Source organism: Croceibacterium selenioxidans (assembly GCF_018599195.1).
GTDB classification, from domain to species: Bacteria; Pseudomonadota; Alphaproteobacteria; order Sphingomonadales; family Sphingomonadaceae; genus Croceibacterium_A; species Croceibacterium_A selenioxidans.
The window spans coordinates 469564-495956 of record NZ_JAHFVK010000002.1; the positions used below are offsets into that span (position 1 = coordinate 469564).

The window sequence follows — 26393 nt, forward strand, 5'->3', positions numbered from 1 at the left end:
CCATGCAAGCCGTATGGGAAACCCATAAGCTCTCGATCATTGCGGTCGCCGTGCTGGTTGTCGCGTTCTTTTCCAGTGTGATCATCGTGCCGGAAACGAAGCAGGCGGTTGTCATCCGTACCGGTGAACCGGTCCGGACGATCAACCGATATAGCCCCAACGTGCCGTTCGGTCAGACGAACGCCGGCCTCAGCGTGCGCATTCCGTTCTTCGAACGCGTGCAGATGATCGACAGGCGCGTGCTGGACATCGACATGGAGCGGCAGGAAGTGCTTTCGAGCGACCAGCAGCGCCTGCAGGTCGACGCCTACGCGCGGTTCCGGATCGTCGATCCGGTCAAGATGGTCCAGAATGCGGGCACCGAAGAGAACGTGGCGACGCAGCTGCAGCCGATTCTCGCGTCGGTCCTGCGGCAGGAACTCGGCCGGCGCACCTTCGCCTCGATGCTCACCGCAGAACGCGGCGCGGCCATGACCAACATCCGCAACACCCTCGACACCCAGGCCCGGCAATATGGCGCCCAGGTGATCGACGTTCGGATCAAGCGGGCCGACTTGCCCGAAGGCACGCCGCTCGAGGCCGCCTTCCGGCGTATGGAAACCGACCGCAAGCAGGAAGCCGAAACCACCCGTGCCGGCGGCCAGAGGGACGCGCAGATCGTCCGCGCCGGGGCAGAGGCCCAGGCCGCGCGAATCTATGCCGAGGCCTATGGCAAGGACCCGCAGTTCTACGACTTCTATCGCGCGATGGAGAGCTATCGGCGCACGTTCGAAGCCGGCGAAGGTGAAAGCTCGATCATTCTTTCGCCTGATAACGACTACTTGCGGCAATTCCGCAGCGGAGGGCACTAAGACGGCTTCACGGCCGTTCAATGGGCGTTCAGCCTCGCGCGAGTGAATCCTCGGGTGGGACTGCCGGTTTTCGGGGCTTGCGAGCCCCTGTATAAGAAAGAGGATCTAGAGGACGTGAAGCCCGTGCGTTATTCCTATGGTGTCACCACGGCCCTGCTTGCGGGCGGGGCGGCGATCTCCTTATTCACCGGACAGCCCGCCGGCGCTCAGGTAGCCCAAAACGACGAGCGACAGATCAATGCTGTCGTTCCGCGTGCCGGTGCTCCTGCGAGCTTCGCGGACCTGACTGCGCAACTGCAACCGGCGGTGGTCAACATTTCCACCCGTCAGCGCATCACGGTGGACTCCAACCCGTTGGCCGGAACGCCATTCGCCGACCTGTTCGGCAATCGCGGCGGCCAGCAACCCCAGCAGCCCACCACGCGTGAGGCGCAATCGCTCGGTTCGGGGTTCATCATCTCGGCCGACGGCTACGTGGTGACCAACAACCACGTGATCCAGCCGGACGGCAGGGCCGAACTCGAAGAAGTGACCGTCACTATGCCCGACGGTACCGAGTACCCGGCCGAAGTGGTCGGCAGTGACCAGGCATCCGACTTGGCGGTGCTCAAGATCACGCGCCCGGAAGCCTTCCCGTTCGTGCATTTCGGCGATTCCAGCCGCTCGCGAGTCGGCGACTGGGTTATTGCGATCGGTAACCCATTCGGACTTGGCGGTACGGTGACTTCGGGCATCGTCTCAGCCGTGTATCGCAACACGGGCGCGGGCGGCGCCTACGACAGGTTCATCCAGACCGACGCCAGCATCAATCGCGGCAACTCCGGCGGACCGCTGTTCGATATGCAGGGCAATGTCATCGGCATTAACAACGCGATCTTCTCCACCACGGGTGGCAGCGTCGGCATTGGCTTCGCCATTCCGGCGGAGACCGCGGAACCGATCGTGCAGAAGCTGATTGCCGGCGAAGAAATCGTCCGCGGCTTCCTCGGCGTGCGGATCCAGCCGATGAACGAAGACCTGGCAGCTTCGCTTGGTCTTCCCGAGAACCGCGGCGAATTCATCCAGTCGGTCCAGGCTGGTGAAGCGGCCGAGCAGGCGGGCCTCAAGGTCGGCGACGTGGTTGTCACGGTCGATGGCAAGCCGGTAACCCGCGACACCACGCTGTCCTTCATCGTCTCCAACATCGAGCCGGGCAAGCGGATCAACGTCGAGATCATCCGCAACGGCCAGCATCAGACCCTTCCGGTTACGGTCGGACGCCGCCCGAGTGAGGACGAACTCGCTGCGCAGGTCTTCAATCCCGACGAGCAGAACCCCTACGGGTCGAAGCCGGAGGCCGGTGGGCTGATCCAGGAATCGCTGGGCCTGCAGGTTATCCCGCTGTCTCCCCAGATCGCCGGCCAGCTCGGCTTGCCGAGCGGTACCACCGGCGTTGTGGTAAGTGACGTCGATCCCAATTCGGACGCGGGGCTCAAGGGCATCAACCGCGGAACCGTGATCCTCGGCGCCAACAACCGCGACATCACTTCGGCTCAAGAGCTCGAAGAGGTCGTTCGCGGCGCCAAGGCCGAAGGTCGCAAGGCTATCCTGCTGCGCGTCCGTGTCCGCGGCGCGCCGGAAGTCTCGGTCCCCGTAAGGCTCCGCTGATAACGAGGCTCCGCCCCTCCCCTCCCGAAAGCAAGGAGGGGTTGGGGCGCGGGCCTGTCAGGCCAGAGGCGCAGCGCCTCCCCGGCACTCTCCCCTCATAACCCCTCCCGCAAATGGGAGCGGACCAACGCTGAAGGCTACTGGCCCTCGGGCGCATTCCCGCGTTGGACCCGGGGCAGCGCCCCACCCGAGGGCCGTCCGGTGGCCCGATCCAGGAAGTCGTCGCTCGCCGCTGCCGGCGGCGCCCTTCCAGGAGGCGGTGGAGGCGCCATGCGGGGGTCGGGGCGACGGCCTGGCTCGCCAGGGCGCGGTTCTTCATCCCCTTCAATGGGGAACGGGAGGCCACGGGGTTCCTCCGCGCCCTGGGGCTCGATCAGGTTGCCCTGCTCGTCGACGTAGTAATATTGGTCTTCCGGATTGCCGAGCATCCATTCCTCGTCCGGCTCGAGCTGCCAATCGGGCAGCTGGACTTCGGTCTGGAACTTCTCCTCGGGCCGGTCCTTGACCGCGTAGCGCATGTAAGCCGCAAAGGCCCGCGCCGGAGCCGTGCCGCCCTGGAGGCCGGGGACCGCCTTCGCGTCATCGCGTCCCATCCACACGCCCGTCGTGATGCCGCTCGAAAAGCCCACGAACCAACCGTCCTTGTTGGAGCTGGTCGTGCCGGTCTTGCCCGCCACGGGCCGCCCGATCTGCGCCGCCCGGCCCGTCCCGGTGTTGACCGCGGTCTGCAACAGATCGGTGATCCCCGCGGCCACGTAGTCCGGCACCAGCTGGTTGCTGCGTATGGCCTCGTGATCGTAAAGCGTATCGCCATTGGCGCTGACGACCTTGGTGATCCCGTAGGGTTCGATCGAGCGTCCCCCTGCCGAAACGGCGGCAAAGGCGCGCGTCAGGTCGATCACGCGCACTTCGGACGTGCCGAGGACCATCGAAGGATTGGTCGCAATCGGAGTGGTGATTCCGAACCGCCGCGCCATCGACGCCACGTTGGAAAAGCCCACTTCGTTGCCAAGTTGCGCCGCAACGGTGTTCTTGGAATACGCGAACGCCGTGCGGACATCGATCTCTCCGGCATAGGAGCCGTTCGAATTGCGTGGTGACCAGCCTTTGATCGTGACCGGCTCGTCCACTACCCGATCGTCGGGAGTATAGCCGGACTCCAAGGCGCTGAGATAGACAAACAGCTTCCAGGCCGAACCCGGCTGGCGCAAGGCTTCGGTCGCGCGGTTGTAGTTGGACTTCACGTAGTCGGTGCCGCCGACGAGCGCGAGGATCGCCCCGTCCCGGTCGAGGCTGACCAGCGCGCCCTGGGCGCTGCCGGGCGTGTTGCCCTTGAGCGCCGCGGCTGCCGCCCGTTGCATCCCGACGTCAAGCGTGGTCCAGACCTCGATCGGCTGGTTGCCGGTATCGGGCAACAGTATGTCAAGCTGCGGCAGAACGTAGTCGGTGAAGTAGCGCGCCGAGTTCTGGCTTTCGTCCTGGCGCAGCTTGACCGCCGAAATGTCGACCGCGTCGGCCTCTGCCGCACCGATGGCGCCGTACTTGCGCATCTGTTCGAGCACCACGTTGGCGCGCCCCACGGCGGCTTCGACATCGGCGGTCGGCGAATAATGGCTCGGCGCCTTGACCAGCCCCGCGATGATCGCCGCCTCTGCTGTCGACAACTCGCGCGCGGAGTGGCTGAAGAACTTCCGGCTGGCGGAATCGACGCCATACGCGCCACCGCCGAAATAGACCTTGTTCAGATAGAGCTCGAGGATCTGCTCCTTGCTGAACTTCGCCTCGAGAGCGAGAGCCAGCACGGCTTCGCGCAGTTTGCGGTCTACCGTGCGATTGGAATTGAGAAAGACGTTGCGCGCCAGCTGCTGGGTGATGGTCGAAGTCGCGCGGACCGAGGAGTCATCGCGAAGCGCAACAAGGAGTGCGCGGGTGAGGCCGATCGGGTCGATCCCGATGTGCGAGTAGAAGCGGCGGTCTTCAACGGCGACCATCGCGTCTTTCATCACCTGCGGAATTTCGTCGGACGACAGCCATTCGCCGTAGCTCGGGCCCATGGCGACGATCTCGGTACCATCGCGCGCGCGGACGACGATCGTCTGGCCCGCCTGGCTATTCATCAGGGTCGAGTAGTCCGGCATGCTGCGCGCGGCGAAAAATACCGCCGTGCCAAGCGCCACCAGGAGAAGCGCGAACAACGCCGCGCCCCACACCAACGCGCGTCTCAGCCAGACGCGCCAGCGCGATGTCGGCGGCGGGGCCGACTTCCTACGATTGGCAGTCCTTGAGCCCCGCCTTTGCTGCAACATTGGTCAAATTCGTCCTGCGGCCGGGCGCCACGCCCTCCGATATCGCGCCGATGCATAGGGCAATCGGAACGCAGCGTTAACGCGCGCTATGGAGGTTCGAGCTAGTTATCCTCCGGCTTGAAGTCGAGCGAGGCGCTGTTGATGCAATAGCGCAGGCCATTCTGGCCCGGACCGTCGGGAAAGACGTGGCCGAGATGCCCTTCGCAGTTGGAGCAAAGCACTTCGGTGCGAACCATGCCGTGCGACATGTCACGATGCTCTTCCACGGCACCGTCGGTCGCCGGGCGAGTGAAGCTCGGCCAGCCGGAGCCGCTGTCGTACTTGTCGTCGCTTTCGAACAGCGGCTGTCCGCAACCGGCACAGACGTAATCGCCGGCGGCCTTGTTCTTCTCGTACTTGCCGGTGAAGGCCCGCTCCGTTCCTCCCTGGCGCAGGATCTGGTATTGCTCGGGAGTCAGGCGTTCGCGCCACTCGGCGTCTGACAGCTTCAACTTCTCGGTCATGCGGATCTCCTTTGCCCGCCATATGGGGATCGGTCAGGGCCGAAAAAAGCAAGCGGTGGCGCCATCGGCAGGGGCGACGGGCGGTTCAGCCTGGCCATGACAAAGCACCAGAGCTGCCGTTCAGGCGTTGACGTCCGCGTAGTGGCTGGGCGGGGGGATGCCCTCCATCTTCTCGCTCAGCAGCGGGCGAAAGCTCGGCCGGCTCTTCATCACGCGGTACCAGCTATGGGCGCCCTCGTGCCCGGTCCAGTCGATCCCGCCGAGGTAGTCCGCTACCGAGATCTGCGCCGCCGCCGCAAAGTCCGCCAGGCTCAGCTGCGCCCCAGCGAGCCAGCGGCGATTGTCGGTCAGCCAGTCGATATAGTCGAGGTGGTCATGCGCCAGCCGCATCGCGCTGCGCAGGGCCTTCGAGTCCGGCGGCTGGCGCAGGACCACGCGCTTCTTCATCTTCTCGTGCAGCAGCGGGTGGGTGACGTCGGCAAAGAAGCTTTCGTCGAACAGCGAGGTAAGCCGCCGGATCTCTGCCCGGCCGATCGCGGTGCCCAGGATCAGCGGGCTCTTGTCCACCGTCTCTTCGAAGTACTCGCAGATCGCCTGGCTATCGATCAGCGTGATGTTCTTTTCCTCCAGCCGCATCACCGGCGTGCGGCCGGCGGGGTTGTAGGAATAGAACGCATCGCTCGCGTCCCACGGCGTCTCGCGCCGCAAATCGAAGCCGACACCCTTCTCGCTAAGCGCGAGCCGGACCTTGCGACTGAACGGACATAGGGGGAAATAGTAGAGCTGCCACATTGACCCAAAGCCATGCCGCAAGCGGCCGCTTTCGTCTACAGCCCGGACGCGTCCAATGCGGAAAGGCAGGGCTTCATGACGCTGTCGAGGTAGGCTGCCGGATTTCCCGCCTCCTTGGAGCGAACCTGGAGCGCCTTGACCTCATTGCTCATCAGCTCCTGCACTTGCTCGCGGGACAGACGCAGCTCGTCCATCAGGCGGGCGTTCGAGCGGACGAAGAACTCCTTCCCGCGCGCGGCCATTGGCGGATAAGCGCGGGCCGAGGGCACGCTACGGGCCTGGTCGCCAGCGACGATCGCGAACACCGCCGAGCAGCGGACCATCATCTGCTGTTCGAGCGTCAGCGCGGGGCGCGGTGGTTGCTGGGCGGCGGCCGGGGCGGCGAGGAGGCCGAGGGTGAGGATGGGGAGAAACGGTTTCATCGAGCGCGCTCTAGCATCCGCTACCTGAACGGTTGTCTCTGTCCCCCTCCCGCTTGCCGGAGGGGTTAGGGGGTGGGAGTGTGCGAGTGTAGCGCTCGGTTGGACTGGCCCACCCCCGGCCCCTCCCGCAAGCGGGAGGGGAGAAGCTCAACCAACCTCGTTCGCCTTGCGCCGCGTCTCGGCGAAGTTGTCCCGCCGGATTTTCTCGAACGCCACGCGCTGCTCGTACCCGGCATCCTGGGGGTACTCTCGGTAGTCCTCCAGGATTTCATCGAACAGCTCTCGCAGTTCTTCCTTGTGATCGGGATGGGTGAAGATGTTAGCCCGGTTCTCCTGCACGCCCTCGAGGATGCGCGCGCCGATAACGTCAGGCTCCATGCCGAACTCGTGGATACCCGCCAGCCGCTCCACCGCCGCGGCGTCCACTGTCTTCATCGCGCCCTTGAGCGCGTCGGGCCGCACGTCGTCGCTGGCGTAGATGTAGCTCTTCACCAGTCCCGGATGCACGACCGAGACACCGATGCCGTACTGGTACATCGAATGACGCAGCGAATAGCTGAGACCGCGCACCGCGAACTTGGCGGTGTTGTAGATGCCCGGCGCGCCACCGGCGATGAAGCTGGCCATGCTGGCGGTGTTGGTGATGTGCCCGCCCTTGACCTCGCCCGACAGCGCCCGCGCCTTCATGCGCGGCGCGAAGGTCCCGATACCGTTGATCACGCCCTGCAGGTTGACTCCGAGCACCCAGTCCCAATCGTCGAACGAGGAATCCTCGATCGTCTGGAAGAGGTTGATCCCGGCGTTGTTGAACAGAAGGCTGACCGGGCCGAACTCGGCCTCGACCTTGTCGGCAGCCGCCCTGAACCCTTCGCGGTCCATCACGTTGAGCTGGACGCCCATGACCTCGCGATTGTCGAGCGTGGCCAGCGCGGCGTCGATCGAGTCCTGCCGGATATCGGCGATGGCGACTTTGGCGCCCGCGTTGAGCAGATTGCGGACGATGCCGATGCCAACGCCATTGGCGCCCCCGGTAACGAAGGCCGTGCGGCCGGCGAATTCGATCACATCACTCTCCCTTTGTCTCCCCTCCCGCTTGCGCAAGGGGGATTACTTATTCTCCATCGCCAGCACGGGATTAACCGAACCGGACTCGCGACCTGCCAGGAACTCGTTGTAGATCTTGCGTCGCTTGAACAGCCAGCGCCCTTCGACGCGGACGAGCTCGTCCTCATAGGTCCCGAACGAGGGAGTCGCCGGACGGCCTTCGGGGCCGCCGTTGGTCATTTCCCACCACAGCCCGGTGTTCCAGGCCTGGTCGCCCTCTATGCGGATGGCTTTCTGGTGGACCAGATGGCGCAGCTTGGCCGGCCTGCCTTGCCAGTCCTTGAACACCTCCGCAATCTTGTCGCGGAAGATCATCGCCTCGGCCCGGATCGCCTCCCGGCCTTCGAGCGTGCCCATCGCGTAATCGAGCACGCCGTCCACCGTGAAGCATTCGGCGTAGGCATCGGCGTCATGGTAATCCATGGCGAAGAGATAGCGGGCCATGAGGTCCGCTATCTCGGCCCGGTCCCGAGCGTGGTTCGACAGGCTCACCACGAACGGACTTCGCTTAGCAATGAGCGGATCAATCCGGCCTGAGAGGAATGGATCAAAATGCCCGTTCGTCCTGAGCCTGTCGAAGGACCGATCACAGCGCAGCCACCGCGTCCATCGAGCGGATCGGGTTCTCGGGACCGCTCTCGCGACCGGGAAGGAATTCGTTGAGGATGCGGCGTTCGGTGAACAGCCAGCGGCCGCCGACGCGGGCAAGCTTGTCCTCGTAGATTCCAAAGGTGCCCATCTTCAGGCTCTTGCCCGGCCCGTCATTGGCCATCTCGAACCACTGGGCTCGGGTCCAGGCCCGGTCACCTTCGACGCGAACGGCGGTATGCGCGAGTACGTGGCGCAGGACGGCCGGGTTGCCGTCTTCGTCCTTGTAGTGTTCGCCAATGCGCTTCTTGAAGCCCTTCACCGTCTCAAGGATGTTGGCCTTTCCGGCGACCCGGCCGCGAGCGAACTCGAATTCCGCATCGTCTGTGAACATCTCGATGAAGCTGTCGAGATCGTTGTAGTCGAGCGCGAAGAGATAGCGCGCCATCAGGTCCTCGATCTCGGCGCGATCGCGTGCGTAGCTGTCCGAATAATCCTGTGAACTCATACTGTTAACCTCTCCACTCGACGGGTTGCGACGACGCGCGACGCGATGCGACAAATTTCCGTTCGCCTTTTCCTATTCACCACCTAGAAAACTCGGCAAGGAAAATTGCGACGAGACCCCGGCCAACCGGGGCCGCCCAGGGAGAGCACCATGGCAATCGCGCCAACCGGGCCCGGCCCAATTGGACCCGACGCAGTCAGCGTCGAAACGGGCCCCACCGCTGCCACGCAACCCTGGCCGAGCGAGAAGGCCGGGTTCTACGCGCTCTTCGCTGTGGTCTTCGCCACCTTCATCACCTTCCTCGACCAGACCACCTTCGGACTGCTGGCGGAGAAGATGAAGATCAGCTTCGGCATCTCCGACTTCACGCTCGGCCTGCTGCTGGGGCCCGTGACGGTGGTGGCCTATGTGATCGTCGGCATCCCGCTCGCCCGCCTGGTCGATATCTTCCCGCGCAAGTTCGTGCTCTCCGCCGGGATCGCGGCGCTCGGCACGATCATGGCGCTGGGCGGTCTGGCGCAGAACCTGTGGCAACTGGTCTCTACCCGGTTGTTCGTCGGAGCGAGTTCGTCCGCCAACGGACCGGGCTCATACTCGATCCTGGTCGACTACTTCAAACCGCTGCGCATCCCACTGGTCTTCGCGCTGCTCCAGCTCGGTTACATACTGGGCAGTTCGCTTGGGAACATCCTCGGCGGACGGTTGATCCGCTGGACCGATACGCTGGGGGAGACGATCAGCTTCCTCGGCCTGGAGATCTTCAGCTGGCAGCTGGTGCTGATCATGGTCGGCGCCCCGGGCCTGCTCGCGGGCCTGCTCTGGCTGACGGTCAGGGAACCACCGCGCCGCAGCCCTCCCGCGGCGCGGCAGCTGGTTCCGCCTTCCGCCCCGGCCTGGCGCAAGTTCCTCGCCTTCATGGGCCTCGATGCGGCGATTGCGATCTGGCAGCGCAAGTACGTGTTCCTGCCGCTGTTCGTCGCGCTGGCGATGTCCGCGACCGAGAGCCAGGGCCTGCCGCAATTCCGTGCGCCATTCATCCTGCGCACCTACGAAGGCTGGGATGAAGCCCGGCTCGGCGACTTGCTCGGCACGCTGCTGCTGGTCTCGATGCTGGCCGGGATTACCGCTGGCGGCGCGTTCGTCACCTGGCTCGGCAAGCGCTACAAGGACGCCAACATCCGCGCGACCGCGATCATCTTCACCTGCACCACCATCGTCACCATCGCCATGCCGCTGATGCCGACAGGCGAGCTGGCGATCATCTGCATGGCGCTGGGCCTGTTCTTCGGCCTCGCCGGAGCCCCGGCGCAGAACGCCGCGATCCAGCGCATCGCCCCCAACGAGATGCGCGGACAGGTGACCGCGCTCTACCTGTTCATGTTCACCTTTTTCGGCGCGATGGGCCCGGCGGTGATCGGTTTCGTCAGCACCTTCGTGGTCGGGGACGAGCAGCAGATCTGGAAGGCGATCCTGATCACCGCGATCATCTTCCTGCCCACCGCCACGGTCTTCATGTGGCGCGGCATCAAGCCCTATCGCGAGGAAGTGGAGCGGCTCGAGGCGCTGGGTCTGTAGAGGTCGCGGCAAAGTCCCCTCCCGCTTGCAGGAGGGGTTAGGGGTGGGTGTGTGAATGGTACCCCAGCGCTTGTCCGATACGGGCCCACCCGCGGCCCCTCCCGCAAGCGGGAGTGGAGAGACTGACGCTCGGCCTTGGAGGCTGCGCCATTCGAGTTGACTTGGCGCTGGCGCCGCCGCAATCGTAAGCAACACATACGAACCGGGAGAGTCGTCTGTCTTGCCGAAAGGGTGCCGCGGTCCACGCGGAACCTTGCCGGTGCGGCTCTCCCATCCATGAAGGAGCCCCCGCCTTGGCCGACTATCCCGCCCTGCACATGATCATCGATGGCGAGAAGGTGTCCGGCGGCGGCCGGCGCACGTTCGACGTGGTCAACCCCGTCACCGGTGAAGCGATCGGCGCGCTGCCGCTGGCCGAAGCCGGCGATCTCGACCGCGCGCTCGAAGTCGCGGCGAAGGGCTTCAAGATCTGGCGCAAGTCGAGCCCGCAGGAACGCGCCGCGGTTCTCTCCGGCGCCGCCCGCCTGATGGCCGAGCGCCAGGAACAGCTCGCCCGCGTCGCCACGATGGAGCAGGGAAAGCCGCTTGCCGAAAGCCGCATCGAAGTGATGATGAACGTCGGCCTGTTCAATTTCTATGCCGGCGAGTGCTTCCGCATTTACGGGCGCGAGCTGGTCCGTCCCGAAGGCACCCGCTCGACCGTGCGGCACGAGCCGGTCGGCCCGGTCGCGGCCTTCGCGCCGTGGAACTTCCCCCTCGGCAATCCCGGCCGCAAGCTCGGCGCGCCGATCGCGGCGGGTTGTTCGGTGATCATGAAGGCGGCGGAAGAGACCCCCGCCTCGGCGCTCGGCGTGCTGCAGTGCTTGCTCGACGCCGGCCTGCCCAAGGAAGTGGCGCAGGCCGTGTTCGGCATTCCCGACGAGGTCAGCCGCCACTTGCTCGGCAGCCCGGTCATCCGCAAGCTCAGCTTCACCGGTTCGACGGTCGTCGGCAAGCACCTCGCCAAGCTCGCGGCCGATGACATGAAGCGCACCACGATGGAGCTCGGCGGCCACGGCCCGGTGCTGGTATTCGGCGACTCCGATATCGACAAGGCGCTCGATACCGCAGTCGGTGGCAAGTACCGCAACGCCGGGCAGGTCTGCGTTTCGCCGACCCGCTTCATCGTCGAAGAGAACGTGTTCGAGAAGTTCCGCGACGGCTTCGTCGAGCGGGCCAAGAAGGTGAAGGTCGGTGACGGCCTGGTCGAAGGGACGCAGATGGGCCCGATGGCCAACCCGCGCCGGCCCGAAGCGATGGACCGCCTGATCGGCAACGCGCGCGACAAGGGCGCCACGCTTCATACCGGTGGTGAACGCCTCGGCAACCAGGGCTACTTCTACGCCCCGTCGGTGCTGTCCGAGATTCCGCTCGACGCCGACATCATGAATGAAGAGCCGTTCGGCCCGGTCGCCCTGATCAACCCGTTCAAGGGCGAGGAAGAGATGATCGCCGAGGCCAACCGCCTGCCCTACGGCCTCGCGGCTTATGCCTGGACCGGCGACTACCGCCGCCAGCGCCGCCTCGCGGCCGAGCTCGAGTCCGGCATGATCGGCATCAACAGCCACATGATCGGCGGCGCCGACGCTCCGTTCGGCGGGGTGAAGTGGTCGGGCCACGGCAGCGAGGACGGCCCCGAAGGCGTGCTCGCCTGCATGGTGCTGAAGGCCGTGCACGAGGGGTAATCGCCGCGGGAGGATAGGAGAGGAAGCGATGGACGAACTGACCCTGCCCCCCGGCAGTCTCGCAGGCGCGATCCGTGCCATGCGGGACGCGATCGGGGCGGACAATGTCCTGACCGATCCTGCCTCGATGGCCGACCATGGCGATCCCTTCGCGCCTCCCGGTGAGTGGTACCGCCCCGGCGCGGTTCTGCTTCCGGGCAGCGTCGAGGAGGTGCAGGCGGTGCTGCGCATCGCCAACGAACATGGCACTCCGGTTTGGACCAGCAGCCAGGGCCGCAACAAGGGGTATGGCGGCGGCGCTCCCCGTGTGTCGGGCAGCTTTGCCCTCTCGCTCCGGCGCATGAACAAGGTGCTGGCGGTCGACGAGGACAATTGCTGGGCCCTTATCGAACCCGGCGTGCGCTTCTTCGACCTCTACGACCACTTGCGCGCGATCGGCTCGAAGCTGTGGATGTCGGTGCCGGATCTGGGTGCCGGCAGCGTGATCGGCAACGCGCTCGACCATGGGGTCGGCTACACTCCGCTGGGCGACCATTTCGGCAATCATTGCGGGATGGAAGTCGTGCTCGCCGATGGCGAGGTGCTGCGCACCGGCATGGGCGGGATGAGCAATCCGCACGCCTGGCAGGTCTTCCCGCACGGCTGCGGGCCGACGCCGGACGGGCTGTTCACCCAGTCGAATTACGGCGTGGTGACCAAGATGGGCGTGTGGCTGATGCCGCCGCCGCAAGTCTACATGCCCGGTTGGCTCACGCTCGACAGCGAGGAGCAGTTCGGCCCGTTCCTCGAAGCGCTGCGCCCGCTGATGATCGACGGCACGATCCCCAACCAGCCGATGATCATCAACGCCGTCTGCGCCGCCAGCGCCTTCTGGGGGCGCGAGGAGTGGTACACCGGCAACGACCCCATCCCCGAAGAGGTGATCGACAGGATCGCCCAGACGCCCGGCTTCGGCCGCTGGGTCATGCGCTTTGCCCTCTACGGCGACGAGCCGGTGGTCGAACACAACCGCGCCAAAGTGGACGCGGCCCTCGGTTCCATTCCCGGCTGCAACATCACTTATTCCAAGTACGACGGAAGCGCCCTGCCCGACTTCGAGAACCCGCACGAGCGCGTCCAGGCCGGCATCCCGAGCATGGCGCTCGACCGCATGACCCGCTGGTACGGCGGTGAGCAAGGCGGCCACATCGGCTTCTCCTGCGCCATGCCGATCACCGGCAATGACGGGACCACGATCCGCGACATGGTCCGCGAGCAGCTCAACGCCGACGGGCTCGACTATTCGGGCGTGTTCATTGTCAGCAAGCGGCACATGATCCACGTTGGCCTGGTCGTGTTCGACACCGAGAACGAGCCCCAGGCCCGCGCCGCCTATGCCGCGTGCAAGGCGCTGGTCGGGCCGGCGGCCAAGCTCGGCTACGGCGAATACCGAAGCCATGTCGACTTCATGGACCTGGTCGCCGACCAATACGACTTCAACAACCACGTCCAGCGGCGCTTCGCCGAGACCATCAAGGATGCCCTCGATCCGAACGGCATCCTCTCCCCCGGCAAGCAGGGCATCTGGCCCGCCGCCTATCGAACAGGAAGATGAATTGACTCACGAATTGAAGACCGGCGGTGACCGCGGTTACCTGCGCATTGCCACCGAAGAAGCCTTCGCCACTCAGGAACAGCTCGACGCGATCATGCGCCTGGTCAAGGAAGGCCGCGCCGACAAGGGCACCATGAGCCTGTGGGGCTTCTACGGCACGAGCCCCAGCGAACGCACGACCTTCATCCGCGAACGCCTGCTGGACCTCGGGCCGCTACGCATCCAGGCTATGGACGAAGCCGGGATCGACAAGGCGGTGCTGGCGCTGACCAGCCCGGGCACCCAGTCGATGCACGACGTCGAAGAAGCCAAGCGCATCGCCCGCAACGCCAACGACCAGCTCAAGGCCGCCTGCGAGACCTACCCGGATCGCTTCCACGGCATGATCGCCGTCGCCCCGCTCGATCCGGAATGGTCGGCCGAGGAACTGCGCCGCGGCAAGGAAGAGCTCGGCTTCCACGGCGTGCAGATCAACAGTCACACCCACGGTCACTACCTGGACGAAGACCAGTTCGACCCGATCCTGCGCGCCTGCGCCGATCTCGACCTGCCGCTCTACATTCACCCGCAGGGCCCGCCCGACGGGATGATCGGCGGCATGGTCGAGGCCGGGCTCGACGGCGCGGTCTACGGCTTCGGCGTGGAGACCAGCTACCACGCGATGCGCCTGCTCACGACGGGCGTGTTCGATCGCTATCCCAACTTGCAGCTGATGCTCGGCCATGGCTGCGAGGGGCTGCCGTTCTGGCTCTATCGCCTGGACTACATGCACAAGGCCGGCATCCGCAGCCAGCGCTACGATCGTCTGAAGCCGCTGCAGCATGACCTGTTCCACTACATGCGCAACAACGTGCTGGCGACGAACAGCGGGTTGCCGTTCGGTCCCTCGATCAAGCTGATGATCGAGGTCATGGGGGAAGACCGCGTGATGTACGCGATGGATTACCCCTATCAATACGTGCCGGACGAAGTACGCTGGATGGACGATCTCGAGATCAGCGACTCCCAGAAGACAAAGTTTTTCCAGACCAACGCCGAACGCTGGTTCAAGCTCTAGGCTGAAGGAGAGGATGCCGATGACAACTTATGCCGTGACAGGCGCGACCGGGAAGCTCGGCCGCCTGGTTCTCGACGAACTGCTGCAGAAGACCGACGCCGCGAACGTGGTCGCGCTCGCGCGCGATCCTGCGGCGCTGGCCGATTATGCCGCCAAGGGCGTGCAGGTGCGGGCAGCGGACTATGACGATCCCGCCAGCCTCGATGCCGCGCTTGCCGGTGTCGACCGGGTGCTGCTCATCAGTGGCAACGCGGTCGGCCAACGTGAACGCCAGCATGGCGCGGTCATCGACGCGGCGAAAAAGGCTGGCGTGTCCTACCTGGCCTACACTTCGGTGCTCAACGCGCAGGGTTCGAAGCTGGCGCTCGCCGGGGAACATGTGCTGACCGAGAAGCTGCTCGAAAAGAGCGGCCTCAACTACGACGTGCTGCGCATGCCCTGGTATTCGGAGAACTACACCGGCGCCCTTGGCCCTTCGGTGGAGCATGGAGCTATCTATGGCGCGACGGGCGAAGGCCGCCTGTCCACCGCGACGCGGGCAGACCTCGCCGGCGGCGCCGTCGGGGCGCTGCTGAAGAGCCCCGGCGGCAAGGTCTATGAGCTGGCCGGTGACACGAGCTGGTCGATGGACGAGTTCGCCGCCGAAGTCGGGCGCCAGGCGGGCAAGCCGGTCAAGTACGTCAACCAGTCCGAGAGCGACTACGCCAAGACGCTCGAAGGCGTCGGCCTGCCGCCGCCTGTCGCGGCCCTGCTGGCTAGCACCAGCTACCTCTCGGGGTTCGGTGAACTTTACAGCGAGAGCAAGGACCTGAGCACGCTCTCGGGCCGCCCGACCACACCGATCAGCGAGACGATCGCGGCGGCGTTGAAGGGGTGAAGTAAGATCCTCCCCGGGCTTGCTCGGGGAGGACACGGGAAGTGGGGAGAGGAAAGAACATGGCTACAACGGTCGCGGACGAAGCGCTCAAACCTGCTGCAAAAGTCACGCGTGCGGGATGGTATGCCCTGACGCTGGTTTCTGCAGCCCAGGCCATCAGCCTGCTCGATCGCCAGATCCTCTCGATCCTGGCCCCTTCGATCCGCGAGGACCTCGGCATCGGCGACGCCGAGCTCGGCCTCCTCTACGGAACCGTGTTCTCGCTATTCTACGCGCTGTTTTCGCTCCCGCTTGGGCGGCTCGTCGACGGCTGGATCCGCACGCGCCTGCTCGCGATCTGCATCTTCGGCTGGTCGCTCGCGGCCGGTCTTGCCGCCTTCGCCACGGGTTTTGGCCTGCTCGCCCTTTCGCGCCTGGGCGTCGGTGTCGGCGAAGGAGCAACGCAGCCCGCGGCCAATTCGATCATCTTCGACGTCTTCCCGCGCGAGCGGCGTGGCACGGCCATGGCCGCCCTCGGCATCGCGACTGCCCTCGGTCTCGGCCTGTCGATGACCCTCGGCGGCGTGGTCGCGCACTGGTGGGACACCCGTTACGCCGGGGTCGCGGCGCCCGGCGGCTTCTCCGGCTGGCAGTTCGCTTTCCTCGTCGCCGCCCTGCCCGGCTTCCTGCTCGCCTGGCTCATTTACCGTATGAAAGAGCCAGAGCGCGGGGCAATGGATGGCATCGTCTCCCCGCCCGACCCGGCCCCCTTCGTGGCCAGCGCCAAGGTGCTGGGCGCCGTCACCCCCGGCGCGAACTGGTTCTATCTCTGGAACCACAAGGCCGGGGCAAAGCAGTGGACCGTGAACCTGGTCTCGCTCGCCGTGATTGCGGTGTTCTGCTTCGTGATGACCAGGCTCACGCAAGCTTTCTCCCCGCGCCCTCCGATTGAAGCGCTCGGCCTCGCAATCGACCCGCACGTGCTGCAGTGGTCGGTGGTCGCCATCGGCGCCTTCGTGATCCTGAACCTGTTTCAGTCGTTCAAGCTCACCGACCGCGCGACCTACAACGTGGTCAGCGCTCCCTCGGTCATCCTGCTGATCGTGGTCGCGGGCTTCCAAACCTCGATCAACTACGGCGTGATGGGCTTTACCCCCTCGTTCCTCAATCGCGCCTTCGGGCTCTCGCCCGCAGAGACCGGCGTGCAGTTCGGCCTGCTGGCGGCGGCGCTGGGTATGATCGGCCCCATCGTTGCCGGGCCGCTCAGCGACTGGCTGACCGCGCGCATGGGCGGCAAGGGCCGGGTTTGGCTGACGATCTTTTCGCTCGGCATTTCGCCATTCTTCGGCATCTGGACCTTCAGCGCCACCAACCCGACCGAATTCTACCTGCGCTTCGTCGGCTACAGCCTGATCCTGACGCTGTGGCTGCCCCCGCTCTACTCGCTGCTCTACGACCTGGTGTTGCCGCGCATGCGCGGGATCACCTCTTCGCTGTTCATCATCATTACCACGATGCTGGGCCTGGGCATGGGGCCGTATTTCGTCGGCATCGTCAGCGACCGGAACGGCGGGGACCTGGGCCAGGCGATCATGTCGATCAACGTGGTGGCACCGGCAATTGTCCTCTGCCTGCTGGTGGTCCTGTTCCGGGTGAACCGCGACGAGACGACCATGCTCGAGCGTGCGCGGGCCGGAGGCGAGGCGGTTTGACGCACCAAGATCCTCCCCGAGCTTGCTCGGGGAGGATAAGAAAAAACTTTCCTACAACCAGTAGCTTAGGCCATGCAGGGCTATGCCGATCGTCCAGCCTCGCAAACTGTCAACTTGCACCAAGCGCAACTTGAAAAGTGTCAACTTGGGCCCGGAAAAAGTGTCACCTTGCACCTCCTTGGCCGGACAAGTTGACACTCTGACCAACCCAAACTGTCAACTTGCCGCGCGCAAACCCGCAGAAATCCGCCATTTCCGCAAAGTGACCCTTTCGCCAGAACAGTGTCACCCCGTCACCCCTCCGCCGCAGGGCTTGAAGCCCGCTCGGCTCAGCGCGTAAGGGCCTGAACATGCCTACCGTCAGAGAAGCCGCCTTCCGCGTATTCGAACACTTCGGTGTCGACCGCCTGTTCGGAAACCCGGGAAGCACCGAGCTGCCGATGCTCAAGGCCATGCCCGAAGGGTTCCGCTACGTCCTGGGCCTGAACGAAGCAGTCGTGGTCGGTATGGCGGATGGCTTCGCCCGCTCCTCCGGCAAGCCGGCGCTGGTCAACCTGCACAGCTCGGCGGGCACCGGCCATTCGCTCGGCAATCTGTTCACCGCGTGGAAGAACAACACGCCGATCGTGGTCACCGCCGGGCAGCAGGCGCGCAGCATCCTGCCGCACGATCCGTTCCTGTTCGCCGAGCGTCCGACCGAATTCCCGCGCCCTTACGTGAAGTACGCCATCGAGCCCGCTCGCGCCGAAGACGTACCCCTGGCGCTCGTCCGCGCCTTCGTCACCGCCATGACCCCGCCAATGGGTCCGTGCTTCGTCTCGATCCCGGTCGACGATTGGGAGCGCGAATGCGACTGGCCACCGCTGCCCGACCTGACCTTGCGCGCGGTCCCCTCTGCCACCGGGATCGAACGGCTCGCCGCGATGATTGACCAGAGCCAGAAACCCGCGCTGGTGATCGGCACTGGGGTGGCCAATGCCGGTGGGTGGGAAGCGGCCATCAAGCTGGCGGAAAAGGCCGGCTGCTCGGTCTGGGCCGCCCCCTATGCCGCCCGCGAAACCTTCCCGGAAAACCATCCGCAGTTCTCCGGCTTCCTCCCTGCCTGGCGCGATAAGCTGCGCGGGCTGCTGGCGCCGCACGATGCGATCCTTGTCGTCGGGGCGCCGGTGTTCACCTATCATGTCGAGGGCGAAGGGCCGCATTGGCCGGAGCACGCCGCGCTCATGGCGCTAAGCGACGATCCGCAGCACCTGGCCTCGCTGCCCGGCGGCGGGGGCGTGCTGGGTGACGTGGCGGACGGCCTCGCCCAACTCGCCCGGCGCGTGAATGCGCGCGCCTTCACCGGCAAGTCGCACCAGCTCAAGGACCCTGAGCCGGCGATGACTTCCGCCTACGTGCTCAAGCGCATTGCCGCGCTGCGCCCGGAGCGAGCGGTGATCGTGGAGGAAGCGCCAACGGCGCGCGGACCGGAGCATGATACCCTGCCGATCACTCGCGAGGGAGGCTTCTACACCTGCGCCAGCGGGGGGCTCGGCTATTCGCTACCGGCAGCGGTCGGCGTGGCGAAGGGCCAGCCCGACAAGGTCATCGCCATCCTGGGTGATGGCTCGGCCATGTATACGATCCAGGGCCTGTTCTCAGCGCGAGAGGAACAGGCCAACGTCAGCTTCGTGATCCTCAACAACGGCGCCTACGCCGCGCTGACGGGTTTCTCCGCCGAATTCGGCATGAACCACGTGCCCGGCTGCGACCTAACCGGCCTCGACTTCGTCAAGCTCGCCGAAGCGCAGGGCCTGGCGGCGCGATTGGTCGATAGCGTTGAAGATCTGGACCAGGCGCTGAGCTGGAGCTTCGCGCAGACCGGCCCGACCTTGCTCGACGTGCGGATCGAGTACGCGATCCACAGTCACTAGGCCCTAGAAGTAGCAGCTGCAGATTCCGACAACGATGCCGATCACGCTGCTGCCGAGGATGAAGGCCAAGCTGGATTGGCCCCACCGGCTCTTGGTCGATTGCCGCAGCCGCTGCATGTCGAGGGAAGGCCGGGTGTGAGGGGAGCGGCCGGAAGCGCGGTTGAACAACGGGTCCAGCGATTTGTCTCCCGCCCCCTTCGCCCAGTCGCGCGCAAAGCTCCTCGCTTCGATCTTGGTCTCACGGTCCGACGGTCGCCAGTTGCGCGTTGCCAGGACCCAGTTGGGGCTGATCGGCTTGTCGAATTGCACGCCGATTGTGGTCCCACTCTGCCAAACCTTTGCGCCGTAGACCTCGAAGCCCATCCACTTGAGGACGCCGTCCTTTGCTCGCTCCGGCCCGGAAAGCTGAAGCCGCGCCCCGCTTTGCGAGAGGTCGAGCAGGGTTATATTCGAAGAGCCGTTGACCGTGATGAACTGGGCGGGAATTCCCAATCGCAAGCGCGAGTGCGCCCGGCGCGGGAGGAAATCCAGTCCAAGGGCAGTGCTGGCCATGCCCCTGAATCGCCTATTAACCTCAACAACCCGCGAAACCCGGGCTACGCAAAACCGCGTAGAATGGGCTCGACCAGGCGTCGCAGCCGTCGCATGCCGCCATCAAATAGACGGGCGGGACAAGGTCCTTTGCCGTCCTCAACAAAAGAGTATTGCTCGTCAAACGCTTGTTGGCGTAAGGGAATGAATCTCAACAATAAGGGGAGTTGGTCATATGTCGTTTGGTAAATCTGCGCTGCTTGCACTTTCGGCGATCTCATTGATCAGTTCGCCGGTGATGGCGCAGGCGGCTAATGGCCCGGCTCCTCGCACGGCGGCTACGCTGGAAGATTCCGACGCTGTGGCCGGCGTTGGCATCCTCATTCCCCTGATCGCGCTCGTCGCCATCGTCCTCATCGCCGTTGCCGTGAACGACAGCGGCGACGACGCCGTTAGCCCGTAACTTCCTGCTTCCGATCTAACCAAGGCCTCGCTGCCGCGGCAGCGGGGCCTTGTCATAACTAGAGCACCCGCCACACCCACAGCTTGATGCTGCTGGCGTAACGCGCGCCCGAGCAGATGAAGATCGACCGGTTCATCCAGTCGTAGGGTCCTTCGGGTGCGATGAATTCCGGTACGGTTCGAAAATAGTACTCGGCTGGATCCACGTCTTCGCCGCGGCGCAAACGGTCCATCACCTCTGGCGGACCATGACGCAGACCTTTGTTGCGGATCTGGATTAGCACGCCGTCGTCAGTCTCAAGAGCATAGATGGCATCGGCCACGGTCACACCATCGGGTCGGGTCAGCTGCCAATCGGCGGAATTGCCCATCAGCTTGCCGCTGATCCTGGGCCCCTTCACATAACCACCCGCCACGATCGGAATGATGCGCCGCGTGCCGTCGACCACTTTGCCGATCTCTTTCGGAGCCTCCAACTCACCACTCGCTTCATAGACAAACTCAAGCTCGGGCTTGATCATGCGCCTCTCCTGCATTGCGGCTCAAGTCTACGGTCCCTAGCGTGCGGCACAAGCGAATCGCGGGGTTGCCGCGCAAATTGGGTTTGAGAGGAGAGCTGGAAATGGCTGCGGATCTTTACGCAGACTATGTCATCGTCGGAGCGGGCAGCGCGGGGTGCGTGCTGGCGGCCCGCCTGACGGAAAGCGGGGAGCACAAAGTGGTGTTGCTCGAAGCCGGTGGCGACGACCGGCCGCTGAAGGAACCGAGCCAGTTCATTTCCAACATCATGATCCACACGCCGATCGGCTTCGGCAAGACCCTTAACGACCCCAAGGTCAACTGGCTGTACGAGACCGAGGTCGACGAGGGTTCGGGCGGCCGCGCGCACAAGTGGCCCAAGGGTAAGGTGCTGGGCGGATCGAGCTCGATCAACGGCATGCTCTACGTCCGTGGCCAGTCGGCCGACTATGACGGCTGGGCCCAGATGGGGGCGCGCGGATGGAGCTGGGACGATGTCCTGCCTTACTTCCGCAAGAGCGAGCATCAGGAGCGGGGCGAGGACGAGTTCCACGGCGCCGACGGCCCGCTCAACGTGTCCGACTTCCCCGACGAACATCCGGTCAGCGCTGCGCTGGTCGAAGCGTGCCAGCAGGCGGGCATCCCGTACAAGAAAGACCTCAACGACGGAAACCAGGAAGGCTGCAGCTTCTTCCAGATGACTGCCAAGAACGGCCGCCGCCATTCGGCTGCGGTCGCCTATCTTCACCCGGCGATGAAGCGCCCCAACCTCACCGTCGAAACCCGGGCAATGACGACGCGGATCATCTTCGATGGCAAGAAGGCCGTCGGCGTCGAGTTCAAGCAGAACGGCGAAACCCGCAAGGTCATGGTTGGCCGCGAGGTGATCCTGGCTGCCGGCGCGGTGGAAAGCCCCAAACTTCTGGAAATCAGCGGCGTCGGCCAGGGCGCGTTGCTGCAGGAGCTCGGCGTCAAGGTGGTGCATGAATCGCCGATGGTGGGCGAGAACATGCAGGACCACTACATGATCGGCTGCCAGGCCGCGTTGAAGGAACCGCATCATTCGATCAACCAGCTGAGCCGCGGCGTGAAGCTGTTAGGAGAGATCGCCAAGTACGGCCTCACCCGCAAAGGCCTCCTCAGCTACGCAGTGGCGCACGGCTGCGCTTTCGTGAAGACAAGGCCGGAGCTGCAGTTCCCCGATGTGCAGATCCACGTGATGGCCGCGTCGATGGATCTCGAATACCTCAACCAGTATCAGGGCCTGCGGCTAGACAAGGATCCAGGCATGGCCTCGAACCCGTGCCAAGTGCGTCCGGAATCGCGCGGTTCGATCCACGCCAAGTCGCCCGACGGAACGGTCTGGCCGAAGATCGTGCCGAACTACCTGTCGGACCCGATCGACAAGCAGAGCGTGGTCGACCAGCTCAAGCTGATCCGCAAGATCTGGCAGCAGCCGGCGCTCGAGCCCTATCTCAAAGAAAAGGGCGATCCGTTCGGCAATACCGACGAGGAAATGCTCGCGTATGCCAAGCTCGCTGGAGGCACGCTCTATCACGCCGTTGGTACCGTCGCGATGGGTGACGAGCGCTATCCGCTCGACCCGCAGCTGCGAGTGCGGGGGGTCGAAAACCTGCGCGTGATCGACGCATCGGTGATGCCGAAAATCAGCTCGGGCAACACCAACGCGCCGACGATCATGATCGCCGAGAAAGGCGCCGAAATGGTCCTCGCGGGCGCCAAACAGGCAGTGGCGGCCTAGCTCAACAATTCCTCCCCGAGCTTGCTCGGGGAGGATCTAACTTAGATCAAGGTGAGCGCCGCTACGGCCGCCCCGGCGCAAAGCACCACGAACCCCGCAGCCCACAGGCCCACGCGGACGAAGTGTCCCTTCAGCGTCTCGTCCTCGACAATCTCAACCGGCTCCTCGGGCGCCATGACCGCCCCCATTCCCGCGCCGAACGCGGGCTCCAACCGGGGCAGGTCGACCGCCGAAGTCAGCGCCAGCTTCTCGCTGGCAATCGCAAGCCGCTGGTCGGCTAGCTCGGCCTCCAGCTCGCCGGCGTCGGGACCGCCCTCGCCCTTCGCCAGGCCTTCGAGCTGGCGATCGATGCCGACCAGCCGATCAACCTGCTCAAGCGCCCGTCGGCGATTGCCCGAAAGCACGGCCAGCTGCAGCCGCGCCTGGGCGAGGCCGCTGGCTCTCATGAGGTTAAGTTCTGGGCGGAAAATTCCGCGTCTGTCCAAACGCATGAGTCCATTACCGTCAGCGACGGCGGCGGAGTGTGCGACCACTTGTTTTCTCCCGTCGTCCCCTGTGCAGCGCGACCTAACCTCAAGCGACCGCGCGATAAAACAGGGCTTCCGACCAGACGGGCAAGGTTCGGGCCGGGCGGAAGGGATATCAGTTCTGCGTCGAGGTGATCGCCTTGAGCATCGCCACGGTCTGGGCAAATTCGTCAGGTGGAGGATTGGGCGGAAGGAAGCTGAGCTTCACGATCACAGTCCGACTTTTCGGATGGACGTAGATCATCTGACCGGCCAGGCCCAAGGCCGCGAACGCGCCGGGCTCTTCGTCGACTTGCCAGGTCTGGAAACCATAGCCCGGCGGCTGGGCCTGCGGGCCCCTGATCGGGACCGGCAGCATGGTGGACATCTGCGTTACCCAGCCTTCTGGAAGGACGCGCGTTTGGCCGCGCCTGCCCCCGTCGAGCAGCAACTGACCGAGGCGGCCGAAGTCGCGAAGCGTGGCATTGAAGCCCATGCCGTTGAGGGCCCGTCCCCGACCCGGGGGTCCATCGGCTATCCAGAAGCCATCGCGTTCGGCCCCGAGCGGTGCCCATATCCGCTCCTGCATTTGCTGCTCAAGTTTCTGGCCCACCGCTTCTTCCAGCACCCAGCCCAGGACCGCGGTATCAAGCGTCGCGTAGTTGAACGTGCTTCCCGGCTCGGAACGGCGACCGACATCGATCGCGAAATCGGCAAAGCGCCGTTCGTTGCGGATGATCGCAGACTCGTGAATCCGCCCCGCCAAGCTCGGATTTTCGCCAAAGTCATAACGCTCGTCGATGTCCGAACCCGACCGCATCTGCAGCAATTGCCGGATGGTCACCCCGTCGTAACCGCCACCTTTGAGCTGCGGAACGTATTTGACTGCCAGATCATCGAGCGAGCCGATCTCGCCTTTGTCCAGCGCCAGCCCGACCAGCATGGCGGTGAAGGTCTTGGCCATCGAAAACGAGATGAAGGGCGTCGTCTCGTCAGACCGGTTGCGGTAGTCCTCGAACACGATCCGCCCGTCGCGAATGACGAGTAACGCGTTGGTGAAGGTGTCCTCGGCAAAACGCTCGTAGTCATGCGATTGCCCGCCGACATCGATGTGCGGCAAAGTGAGCGCAGCGCCCGACGGCAGATCCCACACTGGACCCCCACGCTTCACAGGGCGAGATTCGAAGACCTTGTCGGTATCACGGAAGGTGAAGCTGTTGACCTCCGGATTGAGCAATTGCCAGCGCATGGCGATGACAGCGGGAGAGGGGCCGGCTTTCTCGCTCTGGGCAACAGCCGGACAGGCCATTGCCAGCACGGCCAAGCTGGCCGCCAACACGCTTCGAGACATCCGACGCCTCCCCCTGCTCTTACTCAATCCCGGTGGCACCTCGAGTTATGATTTCTGCCCGGAGAGATTCCGCGTCAAGCAGCGAGCCCGATTTCCTCACTCGGGGCGAAGTTGCCGTGAAGGCCGAAGCGCAGCTGGATGGGGACCTTGATCGTGGCGATCGGGCCCTTCTCGATGTCGAGCGCGTCGAATAGCAGCAAGTCGCTGCGATGGTCTTCCAGCCGGTTGCACACCTGCACGATCCAGCCGTCGCCTTCGGGTGCATCCTTGCTGCGCGGGATGAAGCACGGCTCCTGCAGACTCGAGACCGGCCCGCACCACCAGTGTTGCTCCTTGCCGGTTTCGAGGTCCTTGAGGAACAGGCAGTTCATCAACAAGCCGCCGGCGCTGCCGCCCTTGAGCTCCACCGGGCGGCGCATGTCCATTTCCAGGAACCAGCCGTAGCGGGTCTGCTTGCCAGCAAAGCGGTCGTCGATGCGGGGGAACTCGGCCGCCGTGTCGGTCAGCTTTGTGATCGCGTCGAACTCCTCCCCGTTGCTGGCCAGGTCCACCGTCCAGTCGGACAGGAAGCTCATCGCCTCCATCCCGTTGAACGGCGCACCATGGACGTCGGGGAAGAACGGAAACATGTTATTCTTCGCCTCGCAGGTGAGGAAGTGGATTTTGGTCCCTTCCTGCCAGGCGTTGAGCACGTGGCTGGCGAAACAGTTGTCGCGCTTGAACCAGCGTATGTCTTCCTGCTTGAGGTCGTCACGACGCGGGATCACGCCGAGATAGACCGGCAGCGTGGTGTCGAAGCCGAAGTGCGGCAGGCCTTTCTCCAGTCGTTCCCACGACCCGATCGAGGGCACGATGTGGAGGATGAGATAGTCCTCGGTGATCCCGAAGTCGTGCATCATGCAATAGTAGGGGACCTTGAACCACTTCTCGCGGACCAGTTCGCCCTCGGGGCTGATTTCGTAATAGGTCACGTCATCGGTGCACAGGCCCGAGGCGGCATAGCCGATGGCGACCATGTTGCCGGTCTTAGGGTCGACCTTCGGGTGAGAGGTAAAGGTCTCCCCTGTCATCTTGCCGCCGAACTTTTCGAATCCGATCGTCTCCATCGTTGCTGGGTCCATCAACAACGCCGGCGAATCCTCCTTCATCGCCCACAGCTTGCCGGCATAGATCCAGGCGTTGGTGTTGGCGGTCGAACGAATCTTCCCCTTCACACTCTCGTCGTCGGTCAGCGGGTTGCGATAGGCGCCGAACAGGGCCTTGCCGGCCTCGTTCTCCAGCTTCCACTTGTCGGTCTGCGCCCAGCGCTGGCGGAAGTCGCACTGGCCGTCGTGGAAGTGGAACCGGGTGATCATTCCGTCGCCGTTGAAGGAAATGTCGTCCCCCAGGCGCGGCGGGAACTGCGGATCGGGCTGCACACGGTAGAACGCGCCGTCGAGCTCGGGCGGGATCGTGCCTTCGTGTTGAAGGTCGTTGATGTCGGCTTCGATCCGGCTGGGGGTGTTGAAGCCGGTAAAGCTGGGAGTCTGGGGAAAATGCGACATTAGGTCCTCTCTTATCGCGCGCCGCCTTGTTGTGGGCGATTGTATGCTCCACTAACGATTAGGCAAGGGAAGGGTGAGGATTAGGGGCTAGTGCCAACGCTGAAACTGATGGATGTCAAATCCCGCGGCCTTGGCGGGCTGGATGGAATTCTCGGCTTCCATCTCCGGCTCGCGCACGGCGCCGTCTATCGACACTTCACTGAAACCTTCGCCAACCTCGATCTCACGCAAAAACAAGTTTCCGCCTTGTGGCTGGCGGCCGAAGAGCCGGGCATTTCACAGGTCGAGCTGGGCCGGAAGCTCAGCATGGATCGGGCGACGACCATGACCATCGTTAACCGCCTGCAGGATCGCGATTTCGTCCGGCGCGAACGGTCGGACAGCGATGGGCGCAAGCAGGCCCTCCACGTGACGCCCACGGGCCTCGCCGCGCTCGATGAGGCGAAAGTCTGCATCGCGGAGCACGAAAAGTGGCTGAAAGCGCGCTTCACCGCTGCCGAGGTCGAAAAACTGGTGGAAATGCTGACGCGAATCCACGAATGAGATCCTTCTTGGGAGAGAGGAAG

24 protein-coding genes are annotated in these 26393 nt (G+C 64.5%); 12 read left to right on the forward strand and 12 right to left on the reverse strand.

Going from position 1 to position 26393, the window contains the following annotated elements:
- Positions 1–2 precede the first annotated feature (2 nt).
- On the forward strand, positions 3–851 hold the full coding sequence (hflC, locus tag KK137_RS11135; RefSeq protein WP_214536496.1) for a protease modulator HflC: 849 nt from the start codon (positions 3–5) through the stop codon (positions 849–851).
- 123 nt (positions 852–974) lie between these two features.
- The gene (locus KK137_RS11140; RefSeq protein ID WP_214537482.1) at positions 975–2498 is read left to right on the forward strand and encodes a Do family serine endopeptidase; all 1524 of its coding nucleotides are present in this window, start codon (positions 975–977) and stop codon (positions 2496–2498) included.
- 137 nt (positions 2499–2635) lie between these two features.
- Here KK137_RS11140 and KK137_RS11145 read toward each other — a convergent pair whose 3' ends face one another.
- The 7 genes from KK137_RS11145 to KK137_RS11175 all read right to left on the reverse strand — a co-directional run bounded on the left by KK137_RS11145 (position 2636) and on the right by KK137_RS11175 (position 8721).
- Positions 2636–4804, reverse strand: a complete 2169-nt coding sequence (locus tag KK137_RS11145) for a transglycosylase domain-containing protein (RefSeq protein WP_214536497.1) — start codon at positions 4802–4804, stop codon at positions 2636–2638.
- A gap of 101 nt (positions 4805–4905) precedes the next feature.
- Positions 4906–5307: a peptide-methionine (R)-S-oxide reductase MsrB gene (gene msrB / locus KK137_RS11150; protein ID WP_214536498.1), complete on the reverse strand. Its 402-nt coding sequence runs from the start codon at positions 5305–5307 to the stop codon at positions 4906–4908.
- Positions 5308–5427: 120 nt separating this feature from the next.
- The gene (locus KK137_RS11155; protein ID WP_214536499.1) at positions 5428–6099 is read right to left on the reverse strand and encodes a glutathione S-transferase family protein; all 672 of its coding nucleotides are present in this window, start codon (positions 6097–6099) and stop codon (positions 5428–5430) included.
- A 35-nt stretch (positions 6100–6134) separates the two neighbouring features.
- Positions 6135–6521, reverse strand: a complete 387-nt coding sequence (locus tag KK137_RS11160) for a hypothetical protein (protein WP_250893828.1) — start codon at positions 6519–6521, stop codon at positions 6135–6137.
- Positions 6522–6668: 147 nt separating this feature from the next.
- Positions 6669–7586 (reverse strand): SDR family oxidoreductase, encoded by a 918-nt coding sequence (locus tag KK137_RS11165; protein ID WP_214536500.1) that lies wholly within the window; start codon positions 7584–7586, stop codon positions 6669–6671.
- 42 nt (positions 7587–7628) lie between these two features.
- A complete protein-coding gene (locus tag KK137_RS11170) occupies positions 7629–8117 on the reverse strand; it encodes a nuclear transport factor 2 family protein (RefSeq protein WP_214536501.1) in 489 nt (162 codons plus the stop codon).
- Positions 8118–8211: 94 nt separating this feature from the next.
- Positions 8212–8721: a nuclear transport factor 2 family protein gene (locus KK137_RS11175; RefSeq protein ID WP_214536502.1), complete on the reverse strand. Its 510-nt coding sequence runs from the start codon at positions 8719–8721 to the stop codon at positions 8212–8214.
- 150 nt (positions 8722–8871) lie between these two features.
- Between KK137_RS11175 and KK137_RS11180 the strand changes: the two genes are divergently transcribed.
- The 7 genes from KK137_RS11180 to mdlC all read left to right on the forward strand — a co-directional run bounded on the left by KK137_RS11180 (position 8872) and on the right by mdlC (position 19152).
- Positions 8872–10296 carry an MFS transporter gene (locus tag KK137_RS11180; RefSeq protein ID WP_214536503.1) on the forward strand — a complete coding sequence of 475 codons (1425 nt, stop codon included), beginning with the start codon at positions 8872–8874 and terminating at the stop codon, positions 10294–10296.
- 293 nt (positions 10297–10589) lie between these two features.
- The gene (locus tag KK137_RS11185; protein ID WP_214536504.1) at positions 10590–12020 is read left to right on the forward strand and encodes an NAD-dependent succinate-semialdehyde dehydrogenase; all 1431 of its coding nucleotides are present in this window, start codon (positions 10590–10592) and stop codon (positions 12018–12020) included.
- Positions 12021–12048: 28 nt separating this feature from the next.
- Positions 12049–13614, forward strand: a complete 1566-nt coding sequence (locus KK137_RS11190) for an FAD-binding oxidoreductase (protein WP_214536505.1) — start codon at positions 12049–12051, stop codon at positions 13612–13614.
- Between the two features lies 1 nt (position 13615).
- Positions 13616–14671 carry an amidohydrolase family protein gene (locus tag KK137_RS11195; RefSeq protein WP_214536506.1) on the forward strand — a complete coding sequence of 352 codons (1056 nt, stop codon included), beginning with the start codon at positions 13616–13618 and terminating at the stop codon, positions 14669–14671.
- Positions 14672–14690: 19 nt separating this feature from the next.
- Positions 14691–15548 carry an SDR family oxidoreductase gene (locus KK137_RS11200; protein ID WP_214536507.1) on the forward strand — a complete coding sequence of 286 codons (858 nt, stop codon included), beginning with the start codon at positions 14691–14693 and terminating at the stop codon, positions 15546–15548.
- A gap of 59 nt (positions 15549–15607) precedes the next feature.
- Complete coding sequence (locus KK137_RS11205) at positions 15608–17239, forward strand: MFS transporter (protein WP_214536508.1); 1632 nt, start codon at positions 15608–15610, stop codon at positions 17237–17239.
- A gap of 350 nt (positions 17240–17589) precedes the next feature.
- Positions 17590–19152: a benzoylformate decarboxylase gene (mdlC, locus tag KK137_RS11210; protein ID WP_214536509.1), complete on the forward strand. Its 1563-nt coding sequence runs from the start codon at positions 17590–17592 to the stop codon at positions 19150–19152.
- A gap of 3 nt (positions 19153–19155) precedes the next feature.
- Here the strand turns inward: mdlC and KK137_RS11215 are convergent, their stop codons facing one another.
- On the reverse strand, positions 19156–19704 hold the full coding sequence (locus KK137_RS11215) for a hypothetical protein (RefSeq protein WP_214536510.1): 549 nt from the start codon (positions 19702–19704) through the stop codon (positions 19156–19158).
- A 214-nt stretch (positions 19705–19918) separates the two neighbouring features.
- On the opposite strand from KK137_RS11215, the gene KK137_RS11220 reads away from it, so the two are divergent.
- Positions 19919–20146, forward strand: coding sequence for a hypothetical protein (locus KK137_RS11220; protein ID WP_214536511.1), 228 nt, complete (start codon positions 19919–19921; stop codon positions 20144–20146).
- A 58-nt stretch (positions 20147–20204) separates the two neighbouring features.
- Here the strand turns inward: KK137_RS11220 and KK137_RS11225 are convergent, their stop codons facing one another.
- The gene (locus KK137_RS11225) at positions 20205–20666 is read right to left on the reverse strand and encodes a DUF3237 domain-containing protein (protein WP_250893830.1); all 462 of its coding nucleotides are present in this window, start codon (positions 20664–20666) and stop codon (positions 20205–20207) included.
- Between the two features lie 101 nt (positions 20667–20767).
- Between KK137_RS11225 and KK137_RS11230 the strand changes: the two genes are divergently transcribed.
- Positions 20768–22426 (forward strand): GMC family oxidoreductase, encoded by a 1659-nt coding sequence (locus KK137_RS11230; protein WP_214536513.1) that lies wholly within the window; start codon positions 20768–20770, stop codon positions 22424–22426.
- A gap of 41 nt (positions 22427–22467) precedes the next feature.
- On the opposite strand, the gene KK137_RS11235 is transcribed toward KK137_RS11230, so the two are convergent.
- The 3 genes from KK137_RS11235 to KK137_RS11245 form a co-directional block, all read right to left on the reverse strand.
- Entirely contained in the window at positions 22468–22872 is a 405-nt protein-coding gene (locus tag KK137_RS11235) for a hypothetical protein (protein WP_214536514.1), read from the reverse strand.
- Between the two features lie 196 nt (positions 22873–23068).
- Positions 23069–24283 carry a serine hydrolase domain-containing protein gene (locus KK137_RS11240; protein WP_214536515.1) on the reverse strand — a complete coding sequence of 405 codons (1215 nt, stop codon included), beginning with the start codon at positions 24281–24283 and terminating at the stop codon, positions 23069–23071.
- Positions 24284–24357: 74 nt separating this feature from the next.
- The gene (locus KK137_RS11245; protein WP_214536516.1) at positions 24358–25827 is read right to left on the reverse strand and encodes a lignostilbene-alpha,beta-dioxygenase; all 1470 of its coding nucleotides are present in this window, start codon (positions 25825–25827) and stop codon (positions 24358–24360) included.
- 90 nt (positions 25828–25917) lie between these two features.
- Between KK137_RS11245 and KK137_RS11250 the strand changes: the two genes are divergently transcribed.
- Complete coding sequence (locus KK137_RS11250; protein WP_338028051.1) at positions 25918–26370, forward strand: Saro_0803 family transcriptional regulator; 453 nt, start codon at positions 25918–25920, stop codon at positions 26368–26370.
- Positions 26371–26393 lie beyond the last annotated feature (23 nt).